This window comes from Achromobacter sp. ACM03, from assembly GCF_014851665.1.
GTDB classification, from domain to species: domain Bacteria; phylum Pseudomonadota; class Gammaproteobacteria; order Burkholderiales; family Burkholderiaceae_B; genus Achromobacter; species Achromobacter aegrifaciens.
In genome coordinates this window covers 248677-272387 of record NZ_JACVAD010000005.1, presented here as the reverse complement: position 1 = coordinate 272387, position 23711 = coordinate 248677, and the positions used below count along the sequence as shown (strand labels likewise).

General features: G+C 66.3%; 21 protein-coding genes. 13 read left to right on the top strand and 8 right to left on the bottom strand.

Features of this window, described 5'->3' with window-relative positions; translation table 11 throughout:
* Nucleotides 1-5: 5 nt before the first annotated feature.
* Complete coding sequence (locus IB257_RS22960) at nucleotides 6-908, bottom strand: LysR family transcriptional regulator (protein ID WP_054453237.1); 903 nt, start codon at nucleotides 906-908, stop codon at nucleotides 6-8.
* Between the two features lie 113 nt (nucleotides 909-1021).
* Here IB257_RS22960 and IB257_RS22955 point away from each other — a divergent pair, with 113 nt between their 5' ends.
* The 3 genes from IB257_RS22955 to IB257_RS22945 all read left to right on the top strand — a co-directional run bounded on the left by IB257_RS22955 (nucleotide 1022) and on the right by IB257_RS22945 (nucleotide 3242).
* Nucleotides 1022-1816, top strand: a complete 795-nt coding sequence (locus tag IB257_RS22955) for an SDR family NAD(P)-dependent oxidoreductase (RefSeq protein ID WP_119450069.1) — start codon at nucleotides 1022-1024, stop codon at nucleotides 1814-1816.
* Nucleotides 1817-1831: 15 nt separating this feature from the next.
* Nucleotides 1832-2845 (top strand): zinc-binding alcohol dehydrogenase family protein, encoded by a 1014-nt coding sequence (locus tag IB257_RS22950; protein WP_054453241.1) that lies wholly within the window; start codon nucleotides 1832-1834, stop codon nucleotides 2843-2845.
* Between the two features lie 163 nt (nucleotides 2846-3008).
* Nucleotides 3009-3242 carry a hypothetical protein gene (locus tag IB257_RS22945; RefSeq protein WP_054453243.1) on the top strand — a complete coding sequence of 78 codons (234 nt, stop codon included), beginning with the start codon at nucleotides 3009-3011 and terminating at the stop codon, nucleotides 3240-3242.
* Between the two features lie 58 nt (nucleotides 3243-3300).
* Here the strand turns inward: IB257_RS22945 and IB257_RS22940 are convergent, their stop codons facing one another.
* The 3 genes from IB257_RS22940 to IB257_RS22930 form a co-directional block, all read right to left on the bottom strand.
* Nucleotides 3301-3657: a hypothetical protein gene (locus IB257_RS22940; RefSeq protein ID WP_054453246.1), complete on the bottom strand. Its 357-nt coding sequence runs from the start codon at nucleotides 3655-3657 to the stop codon at nucleotides 3301-3303.
* Between the two features lie 75 nt (nucleotides 3658-3732).
* Nucleotides 3733-4641 (bottom strand): aldose 1-epimerase, encoded by a 909-nt coding sequence (locus IB257_RS22935; protein WP_192492877.1) that lies wholly within the window; start codon nucleotides 4639-4641, stop codon nucleotides 3733-3735.
* Nucleotides 4642-4727: 86 nt separating this feature from the next.
* On the bottom strand, nucleotides 4728-5618 hold the full coding sequence (locus IB257_RS22930; protein WP_054453248.1) for a LysR substrate-binding domain-containing protein: 891 nt from the start codon (nucleotides 5616-5618) through the stop codon (nucleotides 4728-4730).
* 130 nt (nucleotides 5619-5748) lie between these two features.
* Between IB257_RS22930 and IB257_RS22925 the strand changes: the two genes are divergently transcribed.
* The 7 genes from IB257_RS22925 (at nucleotide 5749) to IB257_RS22895 (ending at nucleotide 17584) form a co-directional block, all read left to right on the top strand.
* Nucleotides 5749-6537, top strand: coding sequence for a 3-hydroxybutyrate dehydrogenase (locus IB257_RS22925; RefSeq protein ID WP_054453250.1), 789 nt, complete (start codon nucleotides 5749-5751; stop codon nucleotides 6535-6537).
* 86 nt (nucleotides 6538-6623) lie between these two features.
* On the top strand, nucleotides 6624-7934 hold the full coding sequence (fahA, locus tag IB257_RS22920; RefSeq protein ID WP_192492876.1) for a fumarylacetoacetase: 1311 nt from the start codon (nucleotides 6624-6626) through the stop codon (nucleotides 7932-7934).
* A 71-nt stretch (nucleotides 7935-8005) separates the two neighbouring features.
* Entirely contained in the window at nucleotides 8006-8965 is a 960-nt protein-coding gene (locus tag IB257_RS22915; RefSeq protein ID WP_125471996.1) for a tripartite tricarboxylate transporter substrate binding protein, read from the top strand.
* A 257-nt stretch (nucleotides 8966-9222) separates the two neighbouring features.
* Nucleotides 9223-13116, top strand: a complete 3894-nt coding sequence (locus tag IB257_RS22910) for an autotransporter outer membrane beta-barrel domain-containing protein (RefSeq protein ID WP_192492875.1) — start codon at nucleotides 9223-9225, stop codon at nucleotides 13114-13116.
* 164 nt (nucleotides 13117-13280) lie between these two features.
* Nucleotides 13281-15950, top strand: a complete 2670-nt coding sequence (gene mutS / locus IB257_RS22905; RefSeq protein ID WP_225590524.1) for a DNA mismatch repair protein MutS — start codon at nucleotides 13281-13283, stop codon at nucleotides 15948-15950.
* Complete coding sequence (locus IB257_RS22900; protein WP_192492874.1) at nucleotides 15947-17140, top strand: cupin domain-containing protein; 1194 nt, start codon at nucleotides 15947-15949, stop codon at nucleotides 17138-17140. The genes mutS and IB257_RS22900 overlap by 4 nt, the downstream gene beginning before the upstream one ends.
* A 216-nt stretch (nucleotides 17141-17356) precedes the next feature.
* Nucleotides 17357-17584, top strand: coding sequence for a hypothetical protein (locus tag IB257_RS22895; protein ID WP_013395215.1), 228 nt, complete (start codon nucleotides 17357-17359; stop codon nucleotides 17582-17584).
* A gap of 240 nt (nucleotides 17585-17824) precedes the next feature.
* Here the strand turns inward: IB257_RS22895 and bamC are convergent, their stop codons facing one another.
* The 4 genes from bamC to IB257_RS22875 all read right to left on the bottom strand — a co-directional run bounded on the left by bamC (nucleotide 17825) and on the right by IB257_RS22875 (nucleotide 21302).
* Entirely contained in the window at nucleotides 17825-18949 is a 1125-nt protein-coding gene (gene bamC, locus IB257_RS22890; protein WP_054453258.1) for an outer membrane protein assembly factor BamC, read from the bottom strand.
* 17 nt (nucleotides 18950-18966) lie between these two features.
* Nucleotides 18967-19872, bottom strand: a complete 906-nt coding sequence (gene dapA / locus IB257_RS22885) for a 4-hydroxy-tetrahydrodipicolinate synthase (RefSeq protein WP_054453260.1) — start codon at nucleotides 19870-19872, stop codon at nucleotides 18967-18969.
* 87 nt (nucleotides 19873-19959) lie between these two features.
* Nucleotides 19960-20607: a site-2 protease family protein gene (locus IB257_RS22880; RefSeq protein ID WP_054453262.1), complete on the bottom strand. Its 648-nt coding sequence runs from the start codon at nucleotides 20605-20607 to the stop codon at nucleotides 19960-19962.
* A gap of 68 nt (nucleotides 20608-20675) precedes the next feature.
* Nucleotides 20676-21302: an L-threonylcarbamoyladenylate synthase gene (locus IB257_RS22875; RefSeq protein WP_192492873.1), complete on the bottom strand. Its 627-nt coding sequence runs from the start codon at nucleotides 21300-21302 to the stop codon at nucleotides 20676-20678.
* A gap of 86 nt (nucleotides 21303-21388) precedes the next feature.
* Here IB257_RS22875 and IB257_RS22870 point away from each other — a divergent pair, with 86 nt between their 5' ends.
* The 3 genes from IB257_RS22870 (at nucleotide 21389) to IB257_RS22860 (ending at nucleotide 23708) form a co-directional block, all read left to right on the top strand.
* Nucleotides 21389-22243, top strand: coding sequence for a neutral zinc metallopeptidase (locus IB257_RS22870; protein ID WP_054453266.1), 855 nt, complete (start codon nucleotides 21389-21391; stop codon nucleotides 22241-22243).
* A 167-nt stretch (nucleotides 22244-22410) separates the two neighbouring features.
* Complete coding sequence (locus IB257_RS22865; RefSeq protein WP_054453268.1) at nucleotides 22411-22947, top strand: hypothetical protein; 537 nt, start codon at nucleotides 22411-22413, stop codon at nucleotides 22945-22947.
* The gene (locus IB257_RS22860) at nucleotides 22944-23708 is read left to right on the top strand and encodes a DUF1828 domain-containing protein (protein WP_054453270.1); all 765 of its coding nucleotides are present in this window, start codon (nucleotides 22944-22946) and stop codon (nucleotides 23706-23708) included. Before IB257_RS22865 ends, IB257_RS22860 begins: the two co-directional genes overlap by 4 nt.
* Nucleotides 23709-23711: the final 3 nt, after the last annotated feature.

Here is a 23711-nt window from a genome sequence, read left to right as displayed (position 1 = left end):
ACCGGCTAGCCCGCCTCGAAGGCCTTGAAGCGTTCGTGCAGGAATTCGCGCAGCCGCTTTACCGCCGGCGAGAGCAGCATGCGGTGCACGCACAGCAGGTATAGCGGCGAGGGCTCGCTGGTGTAGTCGGCCAGGACTTCGATGAGCCTGCCCGCCCGCAGGTCGGCCAGCACGTCAAAGCGCGACTTGTAGGCCAGGCCATGGCCAGCCAGGGCCCAGCGGCGCACCAGTTCGCCGTCGTCGCCGACGCGGTCGCCCTTGACCGGTATGGTGAGCGCGGCGCCCTCGTGCCGGAAGGCCCAGCGGTCGTGCAGGGTTTCGCCCAGCACGAAGGACAGGCAATTGTGACGGCGCAGGTCATCGGGCACCTGCGGCACGCCATGGCGCGCAAGGTATGCGGGCGAGGCGCACACCACGCGGCGGTTGTGCTCGGACAGCGGCAGGGCCACCAGTCCCGAGTCGTTCGGCGTGCCATAGCGCACCGCCAGATCCACCGGCTGGCGGTACAGGTCGGCCAGGCGGTCGCTGATGCGCACCTGGAAATTGACGCGCGGATGCTGTTCCTGGAATTCGTCCAGCCACGGCAGCAGCACGTGGCGGCCCAGGTCGGACGGGATCGACAAGGACAGCGTGCCGGAGATCTCCGTCTTGTTGCGCGCTACGGCGTTCCTGCCCGCGTCCAGCGCCGACAGCGCCGCGCGGGCATGCTCCAGATAGCGTGCGCCGTCGCTGGTCAGCCTGAGGCTGCGCGTCGTGCGCACGAACAGGCGCGCATCCAGGGCCTGCTCCAGCCGCTTGAGCGCGGCGCTTGCGACTGCGGGCGTCAGGTCCAGTTCGCGCGCGGCGGCGGAAAAACTGCCTTGGTCCGCCGCCGCCATGAATATCTTCAGATCTTCGAACCGCACCATGCCGGCCTCATTTTCAAAAAATTATTGAAACTGACTGCGATGCTAGCCGCTTTTTCGCTGGTTTGGGCTGGGTAATCATGGCTCCATTCCCCGACACGCAAGGAGTCCCCTTCATGAAAATCGAATTGAACGGCAAGAAAGCCCTGGTTACTGGATCGTCCGGCGGCATTGGCCTGGCCATCGCCGCGGGCCTGGCCGAGGCCGGCGCCGAAGTCGTGCTGCACGGCCGCAACGCCGACAAGCTGGCCCAGGCCGCCGCGTCACTTGCCAAGCAGTTTCCCGCTGCACGCGTGAGCACCGTGCAGGCTGATCTCGCCACTGCCGACGGCGCGGCCTCGATCTCGGCCGCCCATCCCGACGTCGACATCCTGATCAACAACGCCGGCTACTTCGCACCCAAGTCCTTCACCGAAATCACGGATGACGACTGGCAGTACATGCTGGACACCAACGTCATGAGCGGCGTGCGCCTGTCGCGCTACTACCTGCCGCGCATGCTGGCCGCCGGCTGGGGCCGCATCGTGTTCATCTCCAGCGAGTCCGCGGTGCAGATCCCCGCGGAAATGATCCACTACGGCGTCAGCAAGACTGCCTTGCTGGGCGTGTCGCGCGGCCTGGCCGAACTGACCGCCGGCACCGGCGTCACGGTCAACGCGGTGCTGCCCGGCCCCACCCGCTCGGAAGGCGTGTCGGACTTCTTTGCCGAAATGGCCAAGGAACAAGGCGTCACGCAGGACCAGATGGAGCGCGACTTCATCGCCCAGCACCGCCCCACTTCGCTGCTGCGCCGCCTGGCCACCGTGGAAGAAGTGGCCAACATGGTCGTCTACACCTGCTCCACGCAAGCCGCCGCCACCAACGGCGCGGCGCTGCGCGTGGACGGCGGCGTAGTGCGTTCCATCATCTGATCCGGACAAGCCGCCATGAAAGCCATCGCCTATTTCAAGAACCTGCCCGCCGATCACCCGGAGGCGCTGCAAGACATCACCGTCGCCGACCCGGTGCCCGGCGACCATGACCTGCTGGTCGAAGTCCGCGCCATTTCGGTGAATCCGGTGGACGTGAAGATCCGCGCCAACCGCAAGCCCAAGGATGGCCAGGCCGAAGTCATAGGCTGGGACGCCGCCGGCGTGGTGCGCGCCGTGGGCGCAAAGACCAGCCTGTTCAAGCCGGGCGACCGCGTCTGGTATGCCGGCGCGCTGAACCGCCCCGGCGCCAACAGCGAGCTGCACGTGGTAGACGAACGCATCGTCGGCCGCATGCCCGACAGCCTGGACTACGCCCAGGCCGCGGCGCTGCCGCTGACCACGATCACCGCGTGGGAGCTGCTGTTCGACCGGCTGCGCGTGCTGGACAACGCCGCGCCCAGCCAGGGCAGCCTGCTGGTCATCGGCGCCGCGGGCGGCGTGGGATCCATCCTGGTGCAGCTGGCTCGCCAGCTGACCGGACTCACGGTGATCGGCACCGCCTCGCGTCCGGAAACCCAGGCTTGGGTGCGCGAGCTGGGCGCGCATCACGTGATCGATCACAGCCAGCCGCTGGCCGCCGAACTCAAGCGCATCGGCTTCGAACACGTCAGTCATATCGCCGGCCTGACCCAGACCGACCAGCATTTCGCGCAGATGGCCGAAGCGATTGCGCCGCAAGGCAAGATCGCCCTGATCGACGACCCCGCAGCCATCGACGTGCGCCTGCTCAAGTCCAAGTCGGCCTCGCTGCATTGGGAGTTCATGTTCGCGCGTCCGCTGCACGGCACGCCCGACATGATCGCGCAGCATGAACTGCTGAACCAGGCCGCCCGCCTGATCGACGAAGGCACGCTGCGCACCACCCTGGGCGCGCACTACGGCAAGATCAATGCCGAAAACCTGCGCCGGGCGCACGCCTTCATCGAAAGCGGCAAGGCGCAGGGCAAGATCGTGCTGGAAGGGTTCTAGGACCCGTGGGCATGCCTCGCCGCTCGCGGCGGCGGGGCATCTCGCAATTGCAAGCAGAAAGCAGTACAAACTCGACTGCGCGCAAACGCATGCGCGACCCAATCGGGAGTCTCTTCTGCTCGACCACATTCTCAATCAGGCGCTTGAACCCGTGCTCTGGGGGATGGTGGCCTTCACCCTGCTGATGCTGCGGCTGGCTCCCTTGCAAGGATGGAAGGCCGCCATCGTCGCCGGCATCACGGCCGGACTGGTCTTCGACACGGTGCAGTTCCGCGTAGGGCCGCCGCGCCTATGGGACTCGCAAGTGCTGGGTTCGGTGCTGGCCGCCCTGCTGGCGGCCGCCGTGTTGGAGACGCTATTCCTTCTGTTGCGCCGCTCGCGAGCCGAGCGGGCCTGAAGCGCCCGGCCGGCATCCGGTCCGGACTGGACGCTGGATGCGCAGGCAATGCACCGGTCTAGGCGCGCCCTTCCCGCTTGGCGCGGGCGTGGGGATCATTGATCTCGGCTTCCAGTTCGGCGATCAGCCATTCCAACCAGCCATTTTCGCTGCGCGCGTAGACCACCGCGGCGGGCGTCTTGCCCGTGCGCCAGCCTGGCTGGTGTGCGTCCATCCACGCCCCCAGGCTTTTGTGCGGCGCCAGCAGGCCTGACAGCCACGACCACAGATAGTCGGGCACGTTGCGGCGGAATCCTTGCGCGCAGGCATAGAGGGTGGGCTCAAGCGGCAGATTGCCGGCGCGCGCCAGCCTTGCCTGCACACGGCGCAGCGTTTCGGCCGCGGCCTGCAATTGTTCGGTGCTGAGCTTTTTCATCGAAGGACTCCTGGACTTGGTTTGCCCGGATTATCGCCGCAGGCGGCGGCGCTTTCAAAGCGCCGCTTGCGGGCGTCAGGAACGCGCGGCCCGGGGCGGCTCCAGGCCAAACAACGCGGTCGCGGTAAAGCGCGCGCCGGGCTCGAGCGTCCGCATGCCGGTGCGGGTCTCGCCGCCCGCCGCCAGGTTGAACGCGTCCGCCACGTTGGTGACCGGCTCGACGCACAGGAACTCCGACCCGCCCGCCGTATAGACCACCAGGTGCGCAAACGCCGGGTCGGCGTGCAGCGATAGCTGATGTCCATCGGGCCAATGCAGGGTGGCTCGCCCCTCCCACTGCGACAGATAGGTATCGCAGCCGCTGGCCGAACGCCGCAGCTCGCGCACATGGACGGACTTGCTGCCATTGGGCAGGCCGTCGGCGTCCGCCGTCCACTCGCGGCGCGCATGCAGCGTGACGCGCTCGGCCGTGAAGTAGGGGTGCAGGCCCAGGCCGCAAGGCATGGGCGTGTCGCCGAGATTGACGATGGCAAGCGCCACGCTCAGGCCGCGCGCGTCCAGCTGATAGCGCTGCACGCATTCGAAAGGCCAAGGCCAGCCCAGCACGCCGGCGGGCTGCTCCAGCACCAGGTCGACGTTGTCCGGGCCGTGGCTGCGCACGCTCCATGGCTGGTACAGGCCCGCGCCATGGATTGCATGGGGCCGGCCGGCTACCGACTGCAGCGCGTGCCTGGCGCCGTTGAAGGTGAACACGCCATCGCGGATGCGGTTGGAGTAAGGCGCCAGCGGATAGGAGCCTACCCGCGGCCAGCGTCCCGCGGGCCACTGCGTGTCGGTCAGGGGCACGATCCAGTCATGGCCGCCGGTGGACAACCGCGTCAGGCGGCCGCCGCCGCCCGGCGCGAATTCGGCCTGGTGCGGACCGCTGGAGATGGTGATGCGCTCGCTGGCGTCCAGCGTGGCCGGGACGGATAGAACCTGCATGGATAAGAAACTCCGGCGGCGGAAACAGGGCCGCGCGCTGCGATTGTGCCGTTTGCGGACGGGCGCGGGCAAGCAGGCCGGCCTGCTCATCCTGCCGCAGCGGCAACGCCGCACAATGCCAGCAGCCGCCCCAACGCCGGATTCTGATTGGTCTGCAGCCACGCAATGCCGTGCTGCAGCTTAGGGGCGTCCGCGGGCAACGGCCGGAACACCACGCCCTCCATGTTGAAGGACTCGATGTCGCGCGGAATGATGGCCACGCCGGTGCCGGCCGCGACCAGGCACAGCAAAGTCTGGGAAGCCTCCGTTTCCCGCACCACGCGCGGCAGGAAGCCCGCCTCCAGGCAGATCGCATCCATGGCGCCGCGCAAGTGGAAGCCCTTGCCCGAGGGATAGGCAATGAACGGCTCCTGCGCCAGATCCGCGACACGCAATTTGGCCTTGGCGGCCAATGGATGCGCGTCGGCCAGCGCAATGGAAAACTCGCTGAGCATGAACTCGTGCGACACGATGTGCTTGCCCTCCAGCGGCAGAAAACACAAGGCCGCGTCCAGCGTGCCGTCCAGCAGCTTCAGGCGCAGTTCACCCGTGGGCAGCGGCCCCTGGATATCCAGCGCGATATCGCTGTAATGGCGCCGGCAATCGCGCACCAGCCCCGGCAGGCGCACATGGCTGGCGCGTCCGGTATAGCCCAGCCGCAGGCTGCCGGTCTCGCCCCGGCCAGCCTTGCGGCAGGCCTCCACCGCGCCATCGAGCTGCCGGAACATGGGCTGAATGCTATCCAGGAACACGCGGCCCGCCACCGTCAGCGTCACCTTCCGCGTACTGCGGTCGAACAGCTTCACGCCCAGCTCGTCTTCAAGTTCGCGGATGCGCTGGCTCAAGGGCGGTTGGGCGATGTGCAGGCGCAAGGCGGCCCGAGTGAAATTCAGTTCCGTGGCAAGGACCACGAAGCTCTGCAGGTGGCGCAATTCCATGAGTGGTTCCAAGGCTGCTGGCTATTTATATCCACTAAATATAAATCATGCATCGATAATAAATTGGACGACTCAATCTCCACGTCCTAACCTGCCACGCATTCCATAACGACACAGCGTGGAGACAAGCATGGCTGATCTTTCGGGGCGCGTGGCCCTGGTAACCGGTTCGACCAGCGGCATCGGCCTGGCGGTAGCGCGGCGCCTGGCGCGCTCCGGCGCGACCTTGGTGCTCAACGGCCTGGCCGACGCCTCGGCGGCCGACGCCCTCTGCGCCGAATTCCGCGATACCTATGGCGTTCCGGTCCGTTTCCAGCCCTGCGACCTGCGCAAGCCAGCCCAGATCGAGGCCATGATGGCCGAGCTGAACCAGGCCTACGGCGCGCTGGACATCCTGGTCAACAACGCCGGCATCCAGCACGTCAGCCAGATCGAAGCCTTTCCGGTCGACAAGTGGGACGACATGATCGCGGTCAACCTGTCCGCCAGCTTCCACACCATACGCACCGCGTTGCCTGCCATGCGCGCACGCAACTGGGGCCGCATCGTCAACATGGCGTCCATCAGCGGCTTGCGCGGCCGCGCCGGCAAGACCGGCTACAACGCCACCAAGCATGGCCTGATCGGCCTGACCAAATCGGTAGCGCTGGAAACCGCGCAGACCGCCATCACCTGCAATGCCATCTGCCCCGGCTGGGTGCATACGCCGCTGGTGCAGAAGCAGATCGACGCGCTGGCCGAGCGCGAAGGCCTGGACAATGCCGCAGCCACCAACAAGCTGCTGGGCCTGCGCCAGCCTTCGGGCAAGTTCGTCACTCTGGAGCAGATCGCCGGGCTGTGCGAATTCTTCTGCTCGCCCGACGCCGACGAAGTCCGGGGCGTGGCCTGGGCCATGGACGGCGGCACCACCGCGGCCTGAAGCCGCAACGACGGCCTTAGTTGAATATGCGCGCAGGCCGGGCCACAGCGCGCAGCGATACCGATAACGCCCGCGAGGAGTACAAGATGCTGGACCACACCCACGCGCCCACCGCCCAGAGCTGGGTCGACAGCGCAGACGGCCATCCGGATTTTCCGGTGCAGAACCTGCCGATGAGCGTGTTCCGCCGCGATGGCGGCGCGCCACGAATCGGCGTCGCCATCGGCGAGCAGGTGCTGGATGTCCGGGCCGCCGTGGAGCTGGGCCTGCTGGAAAGGCTGGACCCGGCCACGCGCCAGGCGCTGTCGGCGCGCAGGCTCAACGATTGGATGGCTTTGCCCGCCGCCACCCGCAAGGCCGTGCGGCACGCGCTGTTCGCCCTGCTGGACGCCGCAAACCCCGGCCGCGCGCGGCACGAGGCCCAGGGCGCGCGCCTGCTGCATCCCCAGGCGCAGTGCGAACTGCTGCTGCCCGCGGACGTGGGCGACTACACCGATTTCTATGCCGGCATCCATCACGCGAGCCATGTGGGCAAACTGTTCCGCCCCAACAACCCGCTGATGCCGAACTACAGGCATGTGCCCATCGCCTATCATGGCCGCGCATCCTCCATCTGCCCGTCCGACACGCCCGTGCGGCGGCCGCGCGGCCAGGTCAGGACCGCCGCCGGCATCGATACCCCGGCCTTCCGGCCCTCGGCGCAACTGGACTTCGAACTGGAGCTGGCGATCTGGATCGGTCCCGGCAACGCGCTCGGAGAACCGGTGCCGCTGGAACTCGCCGCTGGCCACGTGGCCGGCTACGGCTTGCTGAATGACTGGTCCGCGCGCGATATCCAGGCCTGGGAATACCAGCCGCTGGGCCCCTTCCAGGGCAAGAATTTCGCGTCGACGGTTTCGCCCTGGATCGTGACCAGCGAGGCGCTGGCCCCGTTCCGCCGCGCCGCAATGGCGCGCGGCGACGCCGATCCCGAACTGCTGCCCTACCTGCGCAACGCCGAGGACGCTGCCACGGGCGGGCTGGAGATCGCACTGCAAGCATGGCTGTCCACGCCGCTCATGCGCGAACGCGCGCAGGCGCCGCGGCAGTTGTCCGCATCCGACGCGCGCCACCTGTACTGGACGCCCGCGCAGATGGTCGCGCAGCACACGCTGGGCGGCTGCAACCTGCGCCCGGGCGACCTGCTGGGCTCGGGCACCATCTCCACGCCCGACGAGAGCGGCCACGGCAGCCTGCTCGAACTGACGCACGGCGGCACGCAACCCATTACCCTGCCCTCGGGCGAAACCCGGCTGTTCCTGGAGGCCGGAGACGAAATCACCCTGACGGCCCATTGCAGCCGCGAGGGTTTCCAGCGCATCGGCTTCGGCGCAAGCCGCGCGCGCATCACCGATTGACGTTCAATACCAGGCATCCCGCTAGACCTGGAGACGGCCGGCAAGCCGGCGGCACACAAAGGAGGAATGACATGAAGAAGATCCTGGCAGCAGGCATGATGGTCCTGGCAAGCGCAGGCAGCGCCCCCGCGCTGGCGCAGGACTTTCCCAACCATCCGATCCGCCTGATCATCCCGTACTCCGCCGGCGGCGTCACCGACGTGGTCGGCCGCGCCCTGGCCGAGCAGTCCGGCAAGCGCCTGGGCCAGACCGTGGTGGTCGAGAACAAGACCGGCGCCAACGGCACGCTGGGCGCGACCCAGATGCTCAACACCGCACCCGACGGCTATACCGTCACCATGGTGCCCATCGGCATCTTCCGCATGCCGCACATCACCGGCACGCGCTACGACCCGGTCAAGGACCTGACCTACATCTCGATGATCGCCGGCTACAACTATTACGTAGCGGTCGCCGCGGACTCGCCCTGGAAGACGCTGGACGACCTGGTCGCCTACGCCAAGTCCAAGCCCGACACGATCTCCTACGGCACGCCGGGCGCCTACAGCAGCCAGCACATCGCCATGGTGCAACTGGGCGAAGCCGCCCAGGCCAAATGGACCCACGTGCCGTACAAGGGCGACGCCGACGCGCTGACCGCCATGCTGGGCGGTCACATCCAGGTGCTGGTCGGCGCCAGCACCATCCTGCCCTACGTCGCCTCGGGCAAGGTCCGCATCCTCGCGTCGCTGGGCGACAAGCGCTCCCCCGACCTGCCGGACGTCCCCACCCTGAAGGAAGCCGGCTATCCCGTGGTGCACACCTCGCCCTTCGGCATCGCCGGTCCCAAGGACATGGACCCGGCCGTGATCGCCAAGCTCGACGGTGCCTTCCGCGACACGCTCAAGGATGAAGCCTTCCTGGCCCTGTTGCGCCAGTCTGGTGTGTCGCCGCAGTACATGGATACGGCTGCCTACACCAAGGCCGCCCACGCCAGCGCGGAGACGGAGCGCGAGGTGATCAAGAAGTTGGGGAACATCATGAACAAGTGATGTTCACGCCGCGCCAGCCTGCAACGGGTGTCCACGATAAGCAACACTATTTCAAATAGTTGCACATTCCATGAGACCCCCCGTGCTACGTTGAGTCGCAAGCCATTACACGGGTGATTCGTATTTGAATCTCCGATTGTCGGTTGCCTAGTTCCTACCCAGGTTGTTTCGCGAGTGCCCCGATGGAGGCGTGAATGCGTAACAGGCAGATGGAAGGATGCAATAGCGGCGCGGCGCCACACCCTGCTGAGACATGGATGACGGCTCGCTGGCTGCTGCTGGGGTCGCTGTCATTGGGCGCGGCGGATGCCGTGGCGCAAACGACATGTCCGGCGGGACCCGTCACTCGCTCGGGAAGCGCATGCACGGTCACGCCAGGCAGCACCATCAATGTGCTTAGCGCAACCCAGCCCGGGCTGGACGCCGAGAACACCGGCGGCGCGATTACGGCCAGCGGAGTGCGCCTGAACCTGGGAGGCCCAGGGTCGACCACGCCACGCAACTATGTCGGCGCCATCGCAGGCAATGGCGGTCGCATCACTTTCAACAGCGGCACCATCGTCACGGTGCAAGCGGCGACAGGACAGCAAGGCCTGGTCGCATCGGGTGGCGGCAGCATCGCCACGGCCACGGGTTCCAGCATCACGCTGGGTCTGACCACCACGGTCAATGACAACATTGCCGTCCTTGCGACTGCTGGAGGCACCGTGCAAATGATCGCGTCCAGCGTCGCGACACAAGGTGCGGGCGGCGCGGGTAACCATGCGCTCTATGCCTCCGGCCCGGGAAGCTCGATTGCATTTACGGGCGGAACCGTCAGCACAGCCGGCCGAGGCTCATTCGGAGTCCGCGTCGACGCGGGCGCCACCGCAACCATCGGACCGGGCACATCGATCACAACCACCGGCACCATCACCTCCGGCGGTTCAGCCATCGGCAGCCATGGACTGTGGGCAAGCGGCACGGCCGTAGCCGGCGCTACGGTCGTGCCGAGCCGCATAGACGCGACCGGCGTCTCCATCGTCACCGGAGATCCCGCCGTCAGCACGGCCAGCGGCACCAGCGCCGCGGGAGTCCGCATCGAAAATGGAGCGGCCGTGTCATTGACCGACGTATCGATCAGCACACGCGGCTCCGGCACCACGATCAATCCGGCTGCCGGTGTTCTTGTCATGTCTGGCAGCAGCGTGCGCATGCAGGGAAACAACGTCATCACCGCGGCGGGACAATTCGGGCATGGCCTGTCGGTACAAGGAGCGGGCTCCACTGCGATCGTCAACGGCGGCTCGTTCCAGGTGAATGGCACACGGTCCATCGCGCTGGATGTCTCGGCTGGCGGCGTGGTTACGGTGGATTCAGCCAGCATCGCGGCGGGTAGCGGCGCTTCGATTGGCGCGCAGATCGACGGGACCGGCTCCACGTTGAATGCGACGAACACAACGATATCCGCATCGAACGCAACGGCGCACGCCCTACGAGCCAGCGCTGGCGCCACGGTCAATTTGTCGCAAGGGACGGTCACCAGCCGCGGGATAAATGCCAACGGAATCTTCGGCGCAAACTCGACGGTAGCCGTAGATAACGTCGGGGTGCTTACTACAGGCGACGGCAATGCAATGGGCGTCCTGGCCGACCTGGGCAGCGCCATAACCGTAACGAACTCATCCGTCGCTACTCAAGGAACCGTTTCTGCCGGCGACCGGCGTCCGCACGCGCTAGCAGCGCGCAATCCGGGCGCACAGCTCACAGTGCGAGGCAGTTCGGCTCAGACCGTGGGCGACGAAGCCATGGGGGTTGTCGCCGACGACGGCGGTTCGGTCAACCTGGAAAATGCGTCAGTCACCACCGCCGGCACACTGGCGCTCGGCGCCTACGCTGTCGTTGAGCAGGCCGGGCCCCAATTTCCCGCCGCCATTTCGGCGCAAGGCTCCGCTATCAGGACCTTGGGCTCGCGCGCCTACGGCGCGATGGCTCAGCGCAGCTTCCTGGAAGCGCCGGCAACGATCAGCCTGCTCAACACCACAGTCGCCACCGAGGGCGCGGGCGCCGTGGGCCTGCGCGCGATCAGCGGCGGTGTCATCACATCCAGCGCCAGCAGCGTCGCCACATCGGGAGCCTCGGCGCACGGCGCCCTTGCCCGTGACGCCGGCAGTCTTATCACGATTGGGCAAACCCCAGTGACGGTGACGGGGCCGGAGGCTCATGGTGCCGTTGCGCAGAATGGCGGCCGGATCGTCGGCGACGGCGCCGTGATTCGCGTGAGCGGCGCCGCTGGCATGGGCTTGTTCGCGTTGGGAGATCCTGGACCGGCAGCGGAAATCGAACTGGCGCGATCCAGTGTCACCAGCGCAGCTGGACCGGCAATAGGCGTTGCCGGTCTGGCCAACGTCACGCTTACCGATACGGTTGTCTCCGGCAACGGCAACTGGCTGCGCGTCGCCACCATCGACGACTTTCCCTTGCTGGCGGGCCCCGACGCGCCATTGGGCGGAATACCCGATCCAGACACGCTGCTAAACAATCCGGTTGCTGCGCCGCCGCCAATTCCGGCCGCCTCAATCCCGGGTCAAGCAAACATCACTGTCGTCGGTTCAACCCTGACCGGAGCCGCAACCACCGCGCCGGGCAGCGTATCGAACGTCGCGCTTCAGTCGAACACGCTATGGACGATGACTGGCAACTCCAACATTACCAACTTGACCAACACAGCAAGCCAGATCGTCTACTCGCCTCCCACCGCCAACGTCTACAAGACTCTGACAGTCTCGAACTACGTTGGCGGCGCGGGCAGCGTCGTCGCGCTGAATACCTTTCTTGCAGGCGACGGCGCGCCATCCGACCTGATCGTCATTTCAGGCGCGGCAACCGGACAGAGCGCCCTGCGCATCAGCAATACGGGAGGCCCGGGGGCTCTTACCCAGGCCAGCGGCATCAAGGTGGTCGACGCGGTGGGTGGCGGGACTACGGCGCCTTCCGCATTCACGCTTGCCGGCCGGGCCGTTGCAGGTCCTTACGAGTACCGGCTCTTCCGCGGCGGCGCGACGGCGGGAGAGGCCAATAACTGGTATCTGCGCTCTGAAAAAGATCCCGAGCCTCCACCCCCGGTTCCTCCCGACCCGGTTCCTCCGGATCCAGGTCCTCCGGGTCCTGTACCCCCGGGGCCTCCCCCCGAACCGCCAGCCCCTCCAAAGCCTTTGTATCGTCCGGAAGTGGCGGCATATCTCGCCAACCAACGGCTGGCCGCGCAGATGTTCGTGCACAGCATGCACGACCGGCTGGGCGAACCGCAGTACATCGAAACCCAGCAGTTCGCCGCCGACGACGACAAGCGGCGAGCACTGTGGCTCCGCATGACCGGAAAGTGGGACCGGACGCATAGCAAGAACGGAGAATTCGATGTCAGCAGCGACATGTTTCTCCTGCAAGGCGGCGGCGATCTCGCCCAATGGAAGCTCGGTTCGGAAACGGACCGCCTGCACCTGGGCGCGATGGCCGGCTTCGGCAACAGCCGCAGCACCGCGCGGGCTGACGGCAACCCCTACAAGGCCCGAGGCAGCGTCGAAGGCTATAGCGTCGGGCTTTATGGAACCTGGTTTGAAAACAACGAGACCAAATTGGGAACCTACGTCGACACCTGGTTCCAGTACGGCTGGTTCAAGAACAAGGTCGAAGGGGATAGTTTGCCGGACGTAAAGTACGACGCCCGAGGATGGGCGGTGTCGGGAGAGGTCGGCTACGCCTTCAAACTGCGCAACGATTGGGTTCTGGAACCGCAAGCGCAGTTGATCTACGTACGCTACGACCAGGACAGCGTTGCCGAATCCAACGGCACCAGCGTGGGCAGGGCCGACTCCAACGGTACGATCGGCCGTCTGGGTGTGCGCGCCCACCGCACCTACGAAATGAAGAATGGCCGGAAGATCCAGCCTTTCGTCACCCTGAACTGGTGGCATACGGACACGGACAGCTCGGTGTCATTCAATCAATTGCCCGTCGGCAGCCTGTATCCCCGTGACCGGTATGAGTTGAAGCTCGGTGTGCACGCGGATTTCACCAAGGGGTGGACCGGGTGGACAAACGTTGCGGCCTCCTGGGGCGCTCAGGATTACCGCCAATATGCGGCCAGGATCGGGGTCAAATACACATGGTGATGCGGCCTGGCCCCAGATTTTTCCGACCTGGCGGAATAGCTGGGCGAACATGCCGCAGCATGTGTCGCGCGATCGTAGCGGAAACAGACCAGCCGAACGCAGCAGTATGGACAATTTGATCGCACCCATCCCCCACCCTGTGCCCGCCCGATACAATCACGGGCATGAATTCCGCAACGCAAAACACCGCCGCCGACGCCCACCCGGGCCATACCCCCATGATGCAGCAGTACCTCCGCCTGAAAGCGGAGGCCGGTCCCTTGCTGCTCTTCTACCGCATGGGGGACTTCTATGAAATGTTCTACGAAGACGCGGAGCGCGGCGCGCGTCTGCTGAACCTCACGCTGACCAAGCGCGGCTCTTCCAACGGCACGCCGATCCCGATGGCCGGGCTGCCGGTGCATGCCATGGAGCAGTACCTGGCGCGGCTGGTCGCCATGGGCGAGTCCATCGCCATCTGCGAGCAGATCGGCGATCCGGCGACCTCCAAGGGTCCGGTCGAGCGCCGCATCGTGCGCATCGTCACGCCCGGCACGCTGACCGACGACGCGCTGCTGCCGGCCAAGGCGGACCGCGCGCTGGCCGCCGTGTTCGTGGGCGGCACCGCGCGCGCGCCGCGCGCCGGGCTGGCCTGGCTGAACCTGGCCAGCGGCGAATTCCGCGTGACCGAATGCGCGCCGGCGCAGCTGGAATCCGAGCTGCACCGCATTGCGCCGGCCGAGATCGTCTGCGCCGACAGCGCAGAGTTCGACTTCCCCTTCGAAGGCGCGCGGGCCCGCGTGCCCGACTGGCACTTCGAAGCCGACAGCGCCCGCGCCCACCTGCTGGCGCACTTCAAGACCGATACGCTGGCGGGCTTCGACATCGAAGACATGCCGGCCGGCATTTGCGCCGCGGGCGCGCTGCTGCGCTACGCGGCACGCACCCAGTCGCAGGCCCTGGCCCACGTGCAGAGCCTGTCGGCGGAACGCCCCGGGCAGTACGTGCTGCTGGACCCGGTCACGCGCCGCAACCTGGAGCTGACGCAGACGCTGTCCGGCGAAGATTCGCCGACGCTGTTCTCGCTGCTGGACGGCTGCCGCACGCCCATGGGCAGCCGGCTGCTGCGCCGCTGGCTGCACCATCCGCTACGCGAGAACGAACAGGCGCTGGCGCGCCAGCAAGCCATCTCGGCGCTGCTGGCGGGCCGCATGGACATGGAACAGACCTTCGGCGCGGCCGGCTTCGGTTCGGCCGGGCTGCTGGAGTCCTTGCGCAGCGCATTGAACGCCTTCCCGGACATCGAACGCATCGCCGCCCGCCTGGCATTGCGTTCGGTGCGCCCGCGCGAACTGGCCAGCCTGCGGGACGCGCTGCAGGCCCTGCCGGCGCTGCGCGACCAGGTCGAGCCGATGGCGGATTCGCCGCGGCTGGGCGAACTGGTCTCGCACCTGTCGGTGGACCCGGCCCTGGCCGCCCTGCTGGTGCGCGCCATTGCCGCCGAACCCGCTGTCGCCATCCGCGACGGCGGCGTGCTGGCGGCGGGCTTCGACGCTGAACTGGACGAACTGCGCGGCCTCGCGGCCGACGGCGGCGACTTCCTGGTGCAGCTGGAAGCCCGCGAACGCGAACGCACCGGCATCAGCAACCTGCGCGTGGAGTTCAACCGCGTGCATGGCTTCTACATCGAAGTCACCAAGGGCCAGACCGCCAAGGTGCCGGAGGATTACCGCCGCCGCCAGACGCTGAAGAACGCCGAACGCTACATCACGCCTGAACTCAAGACCTGGGAAGACAAGGTGCTGTCCGCCCAGGACCGTTCGCTGGCTCGGGAAAAATGGTTGTTCGAGCAATTGCTCGATGTGCTGGCCGAACACGTGCGGCCGCTGTCGGACTGCGCCGCCGCGTTGGCCGAACTGGACGCGCTGGCCGCGCTGGCCGATCACGCGCGCCGCCACGACTGGATCGCGCCCGAACTGTCTGAGCAGGCCGACATCGACATCGATGCCGGCCGCCACCCGGTGGTGGAACACGCCATCGAGCGCTTCACGCCCAACGGCTGCCGGTTGGAGCCGGCGCGTCGGATGCTGCTGATCACCGGTCCGAACATGGGCGGTAAATCGACCTATATGCGGCAGGTGGCGCTGATCGTGCTGCTCGCGCGCATCGGCAGTTTCGTGCCCGCTTCGCGCGCCCGCATCGGCAAGATCGACCGCATCTTCACCCGTATCGGAGCGGCCGACGATCTGGCGGGCGGCCGCTCGACCTTCATGATGGAAATGACCGAGGCGGCCGCCATCCTGTCGGCCAGCACGCCCAACAGCCTGGTGCTGATGGACGAAATCGGCCGCGGTACGTCCACCTATGACGGCCTGGCGCTGGCCTGGGCCATCGCCTGCCGCCTGCTTGCCCACAATCGCGCGCTGACGCTGTTCGCCACCCACTATTTCGAGCTGACCCGCCTCCCCGCAGAACAGCCGGCCTCGGCCAACGTGCACCTGGCCGCGGCGGAATCGGCCGGCGGCATCGTGTTCCTGCACGAAGTGCGCGAAGGCCCCGCCAGCCGCAGCTACGGGATCCAGGTGGCGCAGCGCGCGGGCGTGCCCGCCGCCGTGATCCGCCAGGCCTCGCGCGAACTGGAACGCCTGGAGGCGCAAGGCGCCCCCACGCCGCAGCTCGGCCTGTTCGCGGCCGCGGCTGACGCCGACGCCCAGGCCTATGCGGAAGCCGACCGTTCCGACGACCTCGAGGCCCTGGACGCCCTGCGCGAGGAACTCGCCGCCATCGACCCCGACAGCCTGACCCCGCGCGAAGCGCTGGACGCCCTCTACCGCCTGAAGAAGCACCTGCAATGAACCTCGACCATCCCTTGGCCCTGCTGGGCAACCAGAGCCCAAACGACTTCATGCGCCGCTACTGGCAGCGCAAGCCTCTCTTGATCCGCCAGGCCATCCCCGGCTTCAAGCCGCCGGTCACGATCGCCGCCATCAAGAAGCTGGCGCGCCGGGACGATGTGGAATCGCGCCTGATCTGGCGCGAGAACGGCGAATGGCAGATGGAGAACGGCCCCTTCGCGCGCCTGCCCAAGGACAATGAAGGCGACTGGACCTTGCTGGTGCAAAGCGTGGACCTGCACAGCGATGCCGCGTCCGAACTGATGCAGTCGTTCCGCTTCATCCCCGATGCGCGCCTGGACGACGTGATGATCAGCATCGCCAGCCATGGCGGCGGCGTGGGTCCGCATTTCGACAGCTACGACGTGTTCCTGCTGCAAGCGGCGGGCGAGCGTGAATGGCGCTATGGCCGCCAGAAGGACCTGTCGCTGGAACCGGGCCTGCCGCTGAAGATCCTGAGCCGTTTCGAGCCCGAAGAGACGGCCGTGCTGACGCCTGGCGACATGCTCTACCTGCCGCCGCAGGCGGCCCACGACGGCGTCGCCGTGGGCGACGGCTGCATGACGATTTCCATCGGTTTTCGCGCACCCACGCAGGCGACGCTGGCGCGCGGGCTGCTCGAAGCGGCCGCGGATCAGGTCATGGCGCGCGTCGGCCTCTTGGGCGGCCCCTATGGCGAGCCCGCCCTGCCCGGCCCGAAGCTGTCGGCCGTCTATCGCGATCCCGGCCAGCCCGCGGTCGACACCCCCGCCGCGCTGCCGGACGCGCTGGTGGCCGCCACGCTGGAAACCGTGGAAAAGCTGCGCTTCGACGATGCGCTGGCCTCGCGCTTCCTGGGCTGCTGGCTGACCGAGCCCAGCAATCTCAGCGTGTTCGACGCGCCCGAAGGCATGGACGTGGATCTGGAAGAAGACTGGCCCACCGCAGGCCGGCTGGTGCTGGACCGCCGCAGCCGCATGCTCTATCGCGGCAAGCAGCTCTTCATTAATGGCGAAACCGCCATGGTGCCCGCCGACGCCGCCCTGCGCACGCTGGCGGATGCGCGCAGCCTGGATTGCTCAGACCCATCCTGCGCTCGGTTGAGCGACGAAGCCCGCTCCTGCCTGGCGGATTGGCTGGATTCCGGCTGGATCCGCTACGTCGCGGCGTAGCATCCCGACACGGCCCCGTATCAGTCCTGTACAGAAGGAAATCAGGTCTGATACGCGGGACACATCAAGAAAGAGATAACACGAAGCTGAAAGGTTTGTTGCCGTTAGGATGCGACCTTTTTAACTTTCATACGCGTTGCGCCCGTGTGTTCCTGTAGCCTGACCTCTGGTTTCCCCTAATGGGTTTCAAGAGTCGTCATCTACAGGAGTCTAAAAATGATGAGCAAAACCTTGATTATTGCCTCGGTGCTGGCCGTCGCGCTGAGCGCCTGCAACAAGAAGGAAGATGCCCCGGCGCCCGCGACCAACCCCGCTCCGGGCGCAAGCACGCCTGCCCCCACCACGACGCCCCCGGCCACTTCGCCGGCTCCGGCGCCTACGCCCAACACCACGCCGGGTGGCGGTTCGACCACCCCGGGCGGCTCGACCACCCCCGCGTCCTAATAAAAACTCAGCGACGAACCCCCGCTCTGAGGACGCAAGAAAAAAGCCCTGGCTGCTGCAGCCGGGGCTTTTTTGCGTCCAGAGGGCATATGCGCAAGGCGCAGCAACCACAAGCCTTCGCGGCGGGAAGCTCGCCCTTCCTGCCGGCTCGCAAGATCTTCAAAGCGCCCAACAAAAAAAGAGGCCCCCGCAGGGGCCTCTCTTGCGCGGTGCTGCGCGTGAGCGCAGAACCGTCTGGTCTTACATCTTGTCCTTCAGCACGCTCAGCAGACGCTGGGCGGTGGCACTGTTGTCGCGCGCGCCATTGGCATCCAGCACGGTCACCACGGTCTGGTCGCCGTTGGCAGCCAGGTGGATACGGTACTGCGGCGCCTCGGCCTTCTTGTCGCCCGAGAACATGCGGCTGAAGAAGCCCGGCTGGTCGATCTTCTCGCCCGTGTCGGTATCGACATAGCGGACGAAGTAGTCGCCAGCGGAGCGATCGCGGTCGTCCACGGCGAAGCCGCCGCCGTCCAGCGCCACGCCAACACGGCGCCATGCGCGGTCGAACGATTCGCTGACGAGCAGCGAGGCGCCCTGTGCGCGGACGTCCTGCTGCACGGCAGGCTTCTGCGGCGCGGCCTCGGCCTGCTGCACCAGCTTGCGGGCGTTGTCGACGTCGGAACCCAGGTAGACCATCATGCGGGCCAGCATGGCGGCGTTCAGGCCCGGATCTTCCTTGCCGTTCTGCCACTGCACCTGCATGCCGTCGCTGCCCACACGCTTTTCAAGCATCTGGCGGTGGCTGACATAGACCTCGGTATGGCCATTGACGCGTTCGACACGGGTACGGAATTTCTCGCGTTCGCCGCTGTCCCAGGCCGATTCGAGAATCATGCCCAGCGCCTGACGCAGCCAGCTTTCCGGAATCTTGGCCCGGTTTTCAGCCCAGTCGGTTTCGATCAAGCCAGCGCCAGGATTGTTGCTGGCGACGGTAAAGCCGTTTTCGGTCCAGAAGTCCACCAGTCGCGGGAACACGTCTTCCGGCGGACGGTCCACCACCAGCCAACGCAGGTCGCCGTCGCGCTCGACGCGCATGTCCTGGCGGCCGGGCAACACGTTGCTCGTCTTGGGCTGGGTGGCTTGCGCCTGGCCCTGCTGCTGGAACTGCGAATAGGTGGTCGAGCCCGAAGCCGGCGCGCGATAGCGCGGATCGCTGTTGGCCTGGGTCAGGTCGGGCGGGATGCTGAGGGGCTCTCCACGCTGGGTGACTGCGCTCTTGTAATTGACGGACTCTTCATTGCCCAGGAATTGATTGACCTCGCTGCAGCCGGCCAACAACACCAGAGACATCAATGCCGACAAACCGGCATGACGTTTGTTCATACGTATCCTCACGATATTTAGAGCAGGCCCGTTTCCTGGAGCGCGGCACGCACGGTTGCGTGGTGCTGCGATCCCAGTTCAACCAGCGGCAGCCGGTAACCCAGTGCGCTGCGGCCCATTTCGGCCAACGCCCACTTCACGGGGATGGGGTTGGCTTCAACGAACAAAGCCTTGTTCAGACGCGCCAGGTGCGCGTTAAGTTCACGCACCTTGGGCACATTGCCGGCCAGGGCGGCGGCACAGAGCTCGCGCATGAGCTTGGGCGCCACGTTGGCCGTAACGGAAATATTGCCGCGCGCGCCCAGCAGGATCAGGGCGGCGGCGGTGGGGTCATCGCCGCTGAAGACCTGGAAGCTGGCCGGCGCTTCGCGCAGCAGCAGGCCGCCGCGGGCGATGTCGCCCGTGGCGTCCTTGATGCCGATGATGCCCGGCACCTGCGCCAGGCGCAGGACCGTTTCGTTGCTCATGTCGGCAACAGTACGGCCCGGCACGTTGTACAGGATGGTGGGCAGATCGACGGCTTCCGCGATGGTGCGGAAGTGACGGTACAAACCCTCTTGCGAGGGCTTGTTGTAATAGGGAACGACCGACAGGCCGGCCTGCGCGCCCACGGCCTTGGCGTGGCGCGTCAGGTGGATGGCTTCGTCGGTGGAGTTGGCGCCCACGCCGGCGATGACCGGAATGCGGCCCGCAGCGTGTTCGACCGCGACGCGGATCAGCTCCGCATGTTCTTCCATGGAGACCGTGGGCGACTCCCCGGTGGTGCCGACCACCACCAGTGCGTCGGTTCCTTCCTGGATATGCCAGTCGATCAGCGACCGGTAGGCCGCGTAGTCCAGACTGCCGTCGGGCTGCATGGGAGTGACCAGAGCCACCATGCTGCCTTGGAAATTAACGCCTGCGGCGGTTGCAGGGGATGCCATAAATGTAGGGCTCCAAAACCCCGCGGCGGGATGCCCCGGGGCCAGAATCAATGAAACCGATGAGTTTAACGGATATTGGCTGAAATCCTACAGAAACCACTGGACGATGGTCGTCCCCAGAGAGAGTACCGGCCGCATCAATAGCCAGAGCACATCCGTCACCAGCAGGATGACGACGATCACCAGGCCATAAGGCTCGATTTTCGAGTATTGCCAGGCCAGGCGATTGGGTAGCAGGCTGAAAAGGATGCGTCCCCCGTCCAGCGGCAGGATGGGCAGCAGATTCAGGGCCATGAGCACGAGGTTGACGTTCACGCCGGCCACGGCCATCTCGAACCAGAACGATTCCTGCAGGCCGGACTCCAGGAAGATGCGCAGCGAAAACGCCCACAGGACCGCCATGAACAGGTTGGCGGCAGGCCCCGCCAGCGCCACCCACAGCATGTCCTGCTTGGGCCGGCGCAAGCGGCCGAAATCCACCGGCACAGGCTTGGCCCAGCCGAACAGCATGCCCGGACTACCCAAAAGCTTGGAGGCCAGCAGGATCGCCACCGGCACCAGCAGCGTGCCGACGGGATCGATATGCCGCGCAGGGTTCAGGCTGATGCGTCCGGCCTGATAGGCCGTGGGATCGCCGAACATCCGCGCGACGTAGCCGTGCGCGGCTTCGTGCAAGGTGATGGCGAAGATGACCGGTATCGCGTAGACCGCAATGGTTTGGATGATGTCATTCATGGCGAACCGGATTGTAGATGAGCCACGCGCCGGCGCATGCCGGCGTGCAGGTCGGCGCGGCGGGCGCGCTAGGCAAGACCGAGGGTGGCAGGATCGCCGCGTCCGACACGCACGACCACAGGCTCGTCGCCGGTGAGGTCTATCACGGTGGTGGGCGATTGCGGGCAAGCGCCCGCGTCGATGATGGCCGCCAGGGAGTGTTCGTAGCGTTCGCGGATTTCTTCCGCGTCGTTCAACGCTTCGGTCTCGTCCTTGGGGATGAGCGTGGTGGACAGCAAGGGCGCCCCCACCTGCTCCAGCAGGCCCAGCATGACGGGATGGTCCGGCACACGGATGCCGATGGTCTTGCGCGACGGATGCGACACGCGGCGCGGCACTTCCTTGGTCGCTTCGAGGATGAAGGTCCAGGGTCCCGGCGTCGCGGCCTTCAGCAACCGGTACTGGCGGTTGTCGACGCGCGCGAAGTGGCCGATTTCAGCCAGGTCGCGGCACAGCAGCGTGAGATGATGGCGTTCATCCAGGCCACGCACGCGGCGCAGTCCGTCAGCGGCGTTCTTGTCATCCAGCCGCGCGACCACGGCATAGCTCGAATCGGTAGGCACTGCGACCAGCCCGCCATCGGCCAGCCATTGGGCCGCCTGCTTCAGCAGGCGCGGTTGCGGATTCGCGGGATGAATATCGAAATACAAGGCCATGGGTTTATCCTAACACTCTTGAAGGCCGCTCAGTACAGAGCGGCGATGCAAAATGGCGGGAACGCCGACCCGCCCGGAGAAACAGTATGCGCCTTGATGACTCGCGCGAAAGCGACAATGTGGAAGACCGCCGTTCCAGCGGCCCACGCATCGGCGGCCGCGGCACCATCGGCATAGGCACGATCGTGCTGGCCTTGGTCGCCATGTATTTCGGCGTGGACCCCAGCGTGGTCCTGCAGATGGCCGAAGGCCCGCCCGTGCAGCAACAGCAGGGGCCCGCCACGCGTCCGCCCGCCAACGACAAACAGGCAGTGTTCGTCTCCAAGGTCCTGGGCGAAACCGAAGATACCTGGAGCGCCATTTTCCAGAAGGACCTGAACCGCCAATACGTGGCGCCCAAGCTGGTGCTGTTCCGCGGCGCCACGCCCACGGCCTGCGGCACCGGACAGTCGGCCATGGGGCCGTTCTACTGCCCGGGCGACAGCAAGGTGTACATAGACCTGGCGTTCTTCGACGAATTGCAGAACCGCTTCAAGGCGCCGGGCGATTTCGCCCAGGCCTATGTCATCGCGCATGAAGTCGGCCATCACGTCCAGCATCTGCTGGGCATCTCGGACCAGGTGGACAACCTGCGCCGCCGCAATCCCGCGCAGGCCAATGCATTGTCGGTGCGCATGGAACTGCAGGCCGACTGCTTCGCCGGCTTGTGGGCGCAGCGCGCCAACGCCGCCCGCAACATCCTGGAAAGCGGCGACGTGGAAGAGGCCCTGACCGCCGCCACCGCCATCGGCGACGACCGCCTGCAAAAGCAGAGCCAGGGCTATGTGGTGCCCGATTCCTTCACCCACGGCTCCTCGGCCCAGCGCGTGCGCTGGTTCAAGCGCGGTCTGGAGAGCGGCAGCATCAAGCAGTGCGACACGTTCGGCGCCAGCTCGCTATAGCCGCGACGCGCCGCCCTTGGGCTGTACATCCATACAGCAAAAAGGGCGGCGCAGTCTTCATCTTGTAAGATTACGCCCCCTCGCAGTGTTGCGCGTGCGCCCGCCGCCGCGCGGCGCTTGCCAGGCGCGCTGCCCGGCGCGCATTTCCAAGACCCTAGATCAGTTCCATGGCCAACAAGTTCGAACCGCTAATCACCGTTGATGAGGTGCAAGAGATTCTTGCCGAACCCAAGGAAACCGTAAAACCGATCGCCTGGGTGCCCAAGCCCGCCGCCAGCAATCTCCAATGGATGGAATTCGCCTGTGCCTGCCGGGTCAAGGGCGAAGTGCGCGAAGACGTGATCTTCCGCGCCACCTATCGCGGCGCGCGCACGGCCGTGCACGGCCAGGCCACGATTTTCCTGGCCGAAGCGTTCTGCGCCAGCCTCTTCGTAGGCCCGCACCGCGTGTTCGGCGTGGACACCGACGACTCCTTCCACACCAGCCTGGTGGGCGAAGGCCGGCCTCAGTACCGCAAGCCGCTTGCGGACCGCAGCCATGAACACATCTGGGTGGACGATGGCGAAGGTTATGCCGAGCCCATCGTGCCCGCCCTGCAGAATATCGGCGCGCTGATGCAGTACTTCCTGCCGCGGGCGAACCTGACGCTCACCGGCGGATTCGCGCATCCCCTCAAAGGCCGCCAAATCGAACTGATCCTATGAGCACTTTCCTGGAAGCCTCCGGCTGGACCGTCCTGCCGGCGGGCGAGCACGCCATCCGCGCCATATCGCCCATGACACTGGGCCTGGACGGGCAGCACGCGGCCTTCTTCATCGCGCATCCCGACGAGTCCACGTTCTACCTGACCGACGCCTGTGAGACCGCGATGCACGCGTCCAGCTACGGCATCGACCTGGCTGCCAAGCGCATCGACATCCTGAATGAAACCCCGGGCGTCAGCCTGGCGCACTTCGACCGCGACGGCGCCATCGTCGCCAGCGGTCCCAACGAGCAGCTGCAGGAAGCGCTGTGGGACGCGGTCAAGCTGGCGATGGCGCTGTCGTTCCAGTGCGCCAAATGGATGCCGAAGTTCAGCCAGTTGCGCTTTCGCGCCCAGGTCGGGCGGGCGCTGGCGGCGGGCGTGGGCGTGAACCGCATGGTCAAGGGCGCGCGCGCCAAGGGCAGCAGCGGCCACACGGCCGATTTCGCCTTCGCGGTACGCGCCGCCAGCAGCACCGCGTTGACGTACATCGAACCGATCGCCCTGAAGGCCGGCAAGAAAATGGACTGGACGCAGGTCTACCAGACCCACGGCAAGATGTCGGACGTGAAAATGGCGGACGCGCGCAACTCGCGCATGGTCATCCTGGAGGACGGCGCCTCGGCCGAGGAATTCAAGAAGGCCGTGACCATCCTGGAACAGTCCGCGACCGTGCAGACGCTGGCCAAGACGCGCGATTGGCGGGAAGTCTTTTCCGGCTAGAAC

What these genes read in the sequence shown, in the direction of transcription:
- mutS (WP_225590524.1), top strand. Translation starts at nt 13,281, where the DNA reads ATGAATTCCGCAACGCAAAACACCGCCGCCGACGCCCACCCGGGCCAT.
- IB257_RS22870 (WP_054453266.1), top strand. Translation starts at nt 21,389, where the DNA reads ATGCGCCTTGATGACTCGCGCGAAAGCGACAATGTGGAAGACCGCCGT.
- IB257_RS22910 (WP_192492875.1), top strand. Translation starts at nt 9,223, where the DNA reads ATGACGGCTCGCTGGCTGCTGCTGGGGTCGCTGTCATTGGGCGCGGCG.
- IB257_RS22950 (WP_054453241.1), top strand. Translation starts at nt 1,832, where the DNA reads ATGAAAGCCATCGCCTATTTCAAGAACCTGCCCGCCGATCACCCGGAG.
- IB257_RS22860 (WP_054453270.1), top strand. Translation starts at nt 22,944, where the DNA reads ATGAGCACTTTCCTGGAAGCCTCCGGCTGGACCGTCCTGCCGGCGGGC.
- dapA (WP_054453260.1), bottom strand. Translation starts at nt 19,872, where the DNA reads ATGGCATCCCCTGCAACCGCCGCAGGCGTTAATTTCCAAGGCAGCATG.
- fahA (WP_192492876.1), top strand. Translation starts at nt 6,624, where the DNA reads ATGCTGGACCACACCCACGCGCCCACCGCCCAGAGCTGGGTCGACAGC.
- IB257_RS22915 (WP_125471996.1), top strand. Translation starts at nt 8,006, where the DNA reads ATGAAGAAGATCCTGGCAGCAGGCATGATGGTCCTGGCAAGCGCAGGC.
- IB257_RS22930 (WP_054453248.1), bottom strand. Translation starts at nt 5,618, where the DNA reads ATGGAATTGCGCCACCTGCAGAGCTTCGTGGTCCTTGCCACGGAACTG.
- IB257_RS22945 (WP_054453243.1), top strand. Translation starts at nt 3,009, where the DNA reads ATGGTGGCCTTCACCCTGCTGATGCTGCGGCTGGCTCCCTTGCAAGGA.
- IB257_RS22955 (WP_119450069.1), top strand. Translation starts at nt 1,022, where the DNA reads ATGAAAATCGAATTGAACGGCAAGAAAGCCCTGGTTACTGGATCGTCC.
- IB257_RS22875 (WP_192492873.1), bottom strand. Translation starts at nt 21,302, where the DNA reads ATGGCCTTGTATTTCGATATTCATCCCGCGAATCCGCAACCGCGCCTG.
- IB257_RS22900 (WP_192492874.1), top strand. Translation starts at nt 15,947, where the DNA reads ATGAACCTCGACCATCCCTTGGCCCTGCTGGGCAACCAGAGCCCAAAC.
- IB257_RS22895 (WP_013395215.1), top strand. Translation starts at nt 17,357, where the DNA reads ATGATGAGCAAAACCTTGATTATTGCCTCGGTGCTGGCCGTCGCGCTG.
- IB257_RS22940 (WP_054453246.1), bottom strand. Translation starts at nt 3,657, where the DNA reads ATGAAAAAGCTCAGCACCGAACAATTGCAGGCCGCGGCCGAAACGCTG.
- IB257_RS22880 (WP_054453262.1), bottom strand. Translation starts at nt 20,607, where the DNA reads ATGAATGACATCATCCAAACCATTGCGGTCTACGCGATACCGGTCATC.
- IB257_RS22865 (WP_054453268.1), top strand. Translation starts at nt 22,411, where the DNA reads ATGGCCAACAAGTTCGAACCGCTAATCACCGTTGATGAGGTGCAAGAG.
- IB257_RS22935 (WP_192492877.1), bottom strand. Translation starts at nt 4,641, where the DNA reads ATGCAGGTTCTATCCGTCCCGGCCACGCTGGACGCCAGCGAGCGCATC.
- IB257_RS22925 (WP_054453250.1), top strand. Translation starts at nt 5,749, where the DNA reads ATGGCTGATCTTTCGGGGCGCGTGGCCCTGGTAACCGGTTCGACCAGC.
- IB257_RS22960 (WP_054453237.1), bottom strand. Translation starts at nt 908, where the DNA reads ATGGTGCGGTTCGAAGATCTGAAGATATTCATGGCGGCGGCGGACCAA.
- bamC (WP_054453258.1), bottom strand. Translation starts at nt 18,949, where the DNA reads ATGAACAAACGTCATGCCGGTTTGTCGGCATTGATGTCTCTGGTGTTG.